Consider the following 4,497-nt stretch of genomic DNA (forward strand, 5'->3'; position numbering starts at 1 on the left):
CGGACCGCACAGCATCGGAGGAACGCGCAGCGATGGATCCCGCAGCGGACAACGGAACGGCCGTGGTCACCGGGGCCTCCTCGGGCATCGGCGCCGAGTACGCCCGCCGGCTCGCGGGGGGCGGCGGGCGCGACGTCGTCCTGGTCGCCCGGCGGGCCGACCGCCTCGGCGCGCTGGCCCGCGAACTGCGGGAGCGGCACGGGCGGCGGGTGGAGACGCTGACCGCCGATCTGTCCGACCCCGGGGACCTCGCCCGGGTGACGGAACGGGTCGCCGCGGAGGACGTGGCGATGCTGGTGAACAGCGCGGGCATCAACGGGTACGGCCCGTTCGCCGGGGCGGATCCGGAGCTGCTGGCCAAGGTGGTCGCCGTGAACGTCACGGCCCTCACGGCGCTGACCCGCGCCGCGGTCCCCGGGATGCTGGCCCGCGGCCGGGGCTCGGTGGTCAACGTCGCCTCCCTGCTGGCGTTCGCCGGGTCGCTGCCGCCGGACCCCCTGCCGTACCGGGCGGTGTACGCGGGGACCAAGGGGTACGCGGTGACGTTCACCCGGACCCTGGCCGCCGAGCTGGACGGCACCCCGCTGGTGGTGCAGGTGCTGTGCCCCGGGCTGACGGCGACCGAGTTCCATCTGACCCCGGGGGACGAACCGGTGCCGGGAGCGGAGGAGCTGGTGCACGAGGAGGGCGGCATGCCCGCCGCCGACGTGGTGTCGGCCTCCCTGGCGGCGCTGCGCGGCGGCGAGGTGGTGTGCGTGCCCGCGCTGGAGGACCCGGCGGCCGTCACCCGGCTGGTGGGCGCGGAAACGGCCTTGCGCAGCCCGGCCGGGGGCCGGCTCGCCGGCCGCTACCGGCACGGTGGCACGACCGCCGGCTGAGGGCACGCGCACCCGGCATGTGACGAAGACCACACGTTCTGTACGGGGTCGCCGGGAGCGCCGCGATTACCCCTGGCACGAGCAGGGAAATGCTTGCTGTGGTCGGCACCACTGAGTCCCCGCCGGCCCATCGAGGGGGAGAAGAACTATGCGCAGCCTCAAGCGCCCCGGCCGTGACAACCGCAGCCGGCAGACACCCGTCGCCGTCGAACCGGATCCGCAGAGTGTCGAAGCGGCCGACGACGGCGACGAGGACAGCAGCCACGAAACCTATGAGATGTTCCGGGTGATCTGCCCGGACTGCGCGCGTCCGATCGCGCTGCTCGCCGACGAGGACGTCCTCCCGGAACACGCGCTGTGCCCCAGCCCGTGGGACCCGTTCGGTCTGACGGTCTGCTCCGGCACCGGACGCGGCGTCACGGAGGCGGCCGCGGCGGACGATTCCCCCGGCTCGCATGAGCAGGACGCGGCGCTGCTGCTGACCCTGCCCGCGACCCTGGACTGGCGCACCCAGCCCTTCTCCCACGCCGGAGGGCACGGCGCGCGGCCGCTGCGCGTGCCGTCGATGCGCCTCGCCGGCTGACGCCGCCCCGGCGGCGCCCGGCTCCCCGGTACGGCCCGCGCCGGACCACTCCGGCGCGTGGCACACCGCTTCGACGTTGTTCCCGTCCGGATCACGGACGAACGCCCGTAATGGGCCGGGGGGCACCCGGGCCACAGTCGCGGCGTGTGCAGCGCCTTCGCCCCCGCGGCGGCCGCCGCGGCGTGGAAGGCGTCGACCGCGGCGCGGTCGGGTGCCGTGGCGGCCGGACGGACTTCCGGGCGGTGCCGGCGGGCCCGGCGACCGGGCCCGGCCGGAACTCCGGCCGGCCGGTGCCGTGGGCGATGACGCCGTCGGCGGACTCCGTGTCAGCCGCTTGCCGCCGAGCGCGCGGGCACGGCGTCGCAGAAGGCGCCCGCCCGCACGAGATCCGGCGTCTCAGGGACATGTGACCGATCATGTGCCGGCGTGCCGGGGCCGCCGCGGGCGCGATCCGGTGCACCGCGGTGAGCCGGACCGCGCCCGGGCGCGGACGGATGCCCCGCGGGCGCCCGGACCGGGTTCCGGGCGCGGGCGGGCTTTCCCACGAGCGAGCGCCGGGACCGGGTCCCGGACGCGCGCCCGCGGGGCGCCGGGCGGTGTCAGCGCGACTCGGGGCCCGCGAGGTGACGGGCGATCACCATGCGCTGGATCTGGTTCGTGCCCTCGACGATCTGGAGGACCTTCGCCTCCCGCATGTAGCGCTCGACGGGGAAGTCGGCCGTGTAACCGTAGCCGCCCAGCACCTGCACCGCGTCGGTGGTCACCGCCATCGCCGCGTCGGTGCAGAACAGCTTGGCCATCGCCGCCTGCCGGGAGAACGGCCGGCCCGCGTCCCGGCGGCGCGCGGCCTCGAGGTAGAGGGCACGGCCGGCCTCGACCCGGGTCGCCATGTCGGCGAGCAGGAACCGCAGCCCCTGGAAGTCGGCGATCGGCCGGCCGAACTGCTCGCGCTCCCGGGCGTAGCCGACGGCCTCGTCCAGCGCCGCCTGGGCCAGTCCGACGGCGCACGCGGCGATGCCCAGCCGGCCGGAGTCGAGGGCGGCCAGCGCGATGGAGAAGCCCTGCCCCTCCTCCCCGATCCGCCGGCTGTCGGGCACCCGTACGCCGTCGAAGTGCAGCTGGGCCGTGGGCGATCCGTTCATGCCCATCTTGCGCTCGGGCACCGCGGCCGACACGCCCGGCGCGTCGGCGGGCACGAGGAAGGCGGTGATGCCGCGGGGTCCCTCGCCGCCCGTGCGGGCCAGGACGGTGCAGAAGTCGGCGACCCCGCCGTGCGTGATCCACGCCTTGGTACCGGTGAGGGACCAGCCGTCGCCGTCCCGCACGGCGCGGGTGCGCAGATTCGCGGCGTCGGATCCGGAGGACGGCTCGGAGAGGCAGTAGGAGCCCAGCAGCCCGCCGCCCAGCATGTCGGGCAGGTGGTCGGCACACTGCTCCTTGCTGCCGAAGGAGGCGAGCGCGTGGCAGGCGAGGGTGTGGACGCTCACGCCCAGGCCGACGGTGAGCCGGGCCGCGGCGAGTTCCTCCAGGACCTGGAGATAGATTTCGTACGGCTGGCCGCCGCCGCCGAATTCCTCGTCGTACGGCAGTCCCAGCAGTCCCGAGGCGGACAGCAGCCGGAACACGTCGCGGGGGAAGACGCCCGCCGCCTCTTCCTCGGCCGCCCGGGGGGCGATCTCCCGCCGGGTCAGTTCGCGGACCATCGCGAGCAGGTCCCTGGCCTCCTCGGTGGGCAGCTGACGGTCCACCGGCTCTGCGGAGCGGTCGGGCATGGCGGCGCTCTCCTCCCTGTCGGGCGCTGCGGCGGGCACTGCCGGGGTCTGGCGGCGCACGCCGTGGTCGTACCAGCGACCGATGGTGCCCTTCCGGATCTCGGAAAACGGCTGGCCAGCGGTTGCGGCGCGTTGAGTATGCCCGATCGGGGGCCCGCCGTCACGGGGCGTTTCGATCCGGCCACACTTCCGGCCGCGGCGTCGGTCACCGGGGCCACCCCGGCCCCTCGGTGCCCACGCGACACGCCGTGCCGCGGACGGCGGCCCGTCCCGACACGCCCGGCGGCGCGCCGGTCCGGCGATCGACGGGCGGGCCCGGGCGGAGCAGACTGGTGACGGCCGCACCGCCGGGTACCCGGGCAGCCGCGAGAACCCGCGCGGGCCGCCCGCCGCCGTCCACCGACCCGAGGAGTTCCCCCTCCATGACCGTGCCCCCGGACTCCCCCGCCGCCACCGTGCTCGACACCGCCTTCTTCCGCCGCTGGCTGAGCCGCGCGACCGACACGATCCGGCAGCAGGCCGCGTATCTCACCGATCTCGACTCGCCGATCGGGGACGCGGACCACGGCTCGAACATGCGGCGAGGCTTCGAGTCCGCCCTGTCCTCCGAGGCCTGCGCCGCGGCCGGCACACCGGGCGCGCTGCTCAAGGCCTTCGGCACCCATCTCACCCGCACGGTGGGCGGCGCCTCCGGTCCGCTGTACGGGACGGTGCTGCGCCGTGCGGCCAAGGCGCTCGGCGAGGAGGCGACCGCGACACCCCGGGCGCTCGGGGACGCCCTGCGGGACGCCGTCGCGGGGGTGCGCAGGCTCGGTGACGCCGCGCCCGGTGACGCGACGATGCTCGACGCGCTCCACCCGGCCGCCGAGGCGTACGCGGAGGCGCTCGACGGCGGCGCGGACGTACGGGAGGCGCTGGCGGCCGCCGCCCGGGCCGCGCGGGCGGGCGCGGAGGCGACGGTCCCGCTCCAGGCGCGCCGCGGTCGTGCCAGCTACCTGGGGGAACGCAGCATCGGGCACCAGGATCCGGGCGCGACGTCCTCCGCCCTGCTGATCGAGGCCCTGCACGAGGCCGCAGGAACCGCCGGCACGGCCGACGGCAGGGCCGCCGGAACGACCGACGGCACGGGTGCCGGTACGGGTGCCGGTACGGGTGCCGGCATGGGCGGTGCCGGAGCGCCGGCGGAGGAGGCGCCCGAGGCCGCGATCACCGGCTCGGCACCACAGGCGGGCACGGCCGGTACCGGGTCCGCCGCCGACTCGCC

General features: G+C 76.3%; 3 protein-coding genes and 1 pseudogene. 3 read left to right on the forward strand and 1 reads right to left on the reverse strand.

The window, feature by feature from the left end:
- Positions 1-32: 32 nt before the first annotated feature.
- Both GCU69_RS01550 and GCU69_RS01555 read left to right on the forward strand, forming a co-directional pair.
- The gene (locus tag GCU69_RS01550; RefSeq protein WP_156204922.1) at positions 33-878 is read left to right on the forward strand and encodes an SDR family NAD(P)-dependent oxidoreductase; all 846 of its coding nucleotides are present in this window, start codon (positions 33-35) and stop codon (positions 876-878) included.
- A 148-nt stretch (positions 879-1,026) separates the two neighbouring features.
- Complete coding sequence (locus tag GCU69_RS01555) at positions 1,027-1,461, forward strand: hypothetical protein (protein WP_098750747.1); 435 nt, start codon at positions 1,027-1,029, stop codon at positions 1,459-1,461.
- A 599-nt stretch (positions 1,462-2,060) separates the two neighbouring features.
- Here the strand turns inward: GCU69_RS01555 and GCU69_RS01560 are convergent.
- On the reverse strand, positions 2,061-3,233 hold the full coding sequence (locus GCU69_RS01560) for an acyl-CoA dehydrogenase family protein (protein ID WP_156204923.1): 1,173 nt from the start codon (positions 3,231-3,233) through the stop codon (positions 2,061-2,063).
- A gap of 422 nt (positions 3,234-3,655) precedes the next feature.
- Between GCU69_RS01560 and dhaL the strand changes: the two are divergent.
- Positions 3,656-4,336, forward strand: a pseudogene (gene dhaL, locus GCU69_RS01565) (dihydroxyacetone kinase subunit DhaL); the annotation flags it as partial.
- Between the last annotated feature and the right edge of the window lie 161 nt (positions 4,337-4,497).

Source organism: Streptomyces lycii (genome assembly GCF_009735685.1).
Classification (GTDB): domain Bacteria; phylum Actinomycetota; class Actinomycetes; order Streptomycetales; family Streptomycetaceae; genus Streptomyces; species Streptomyces lycii.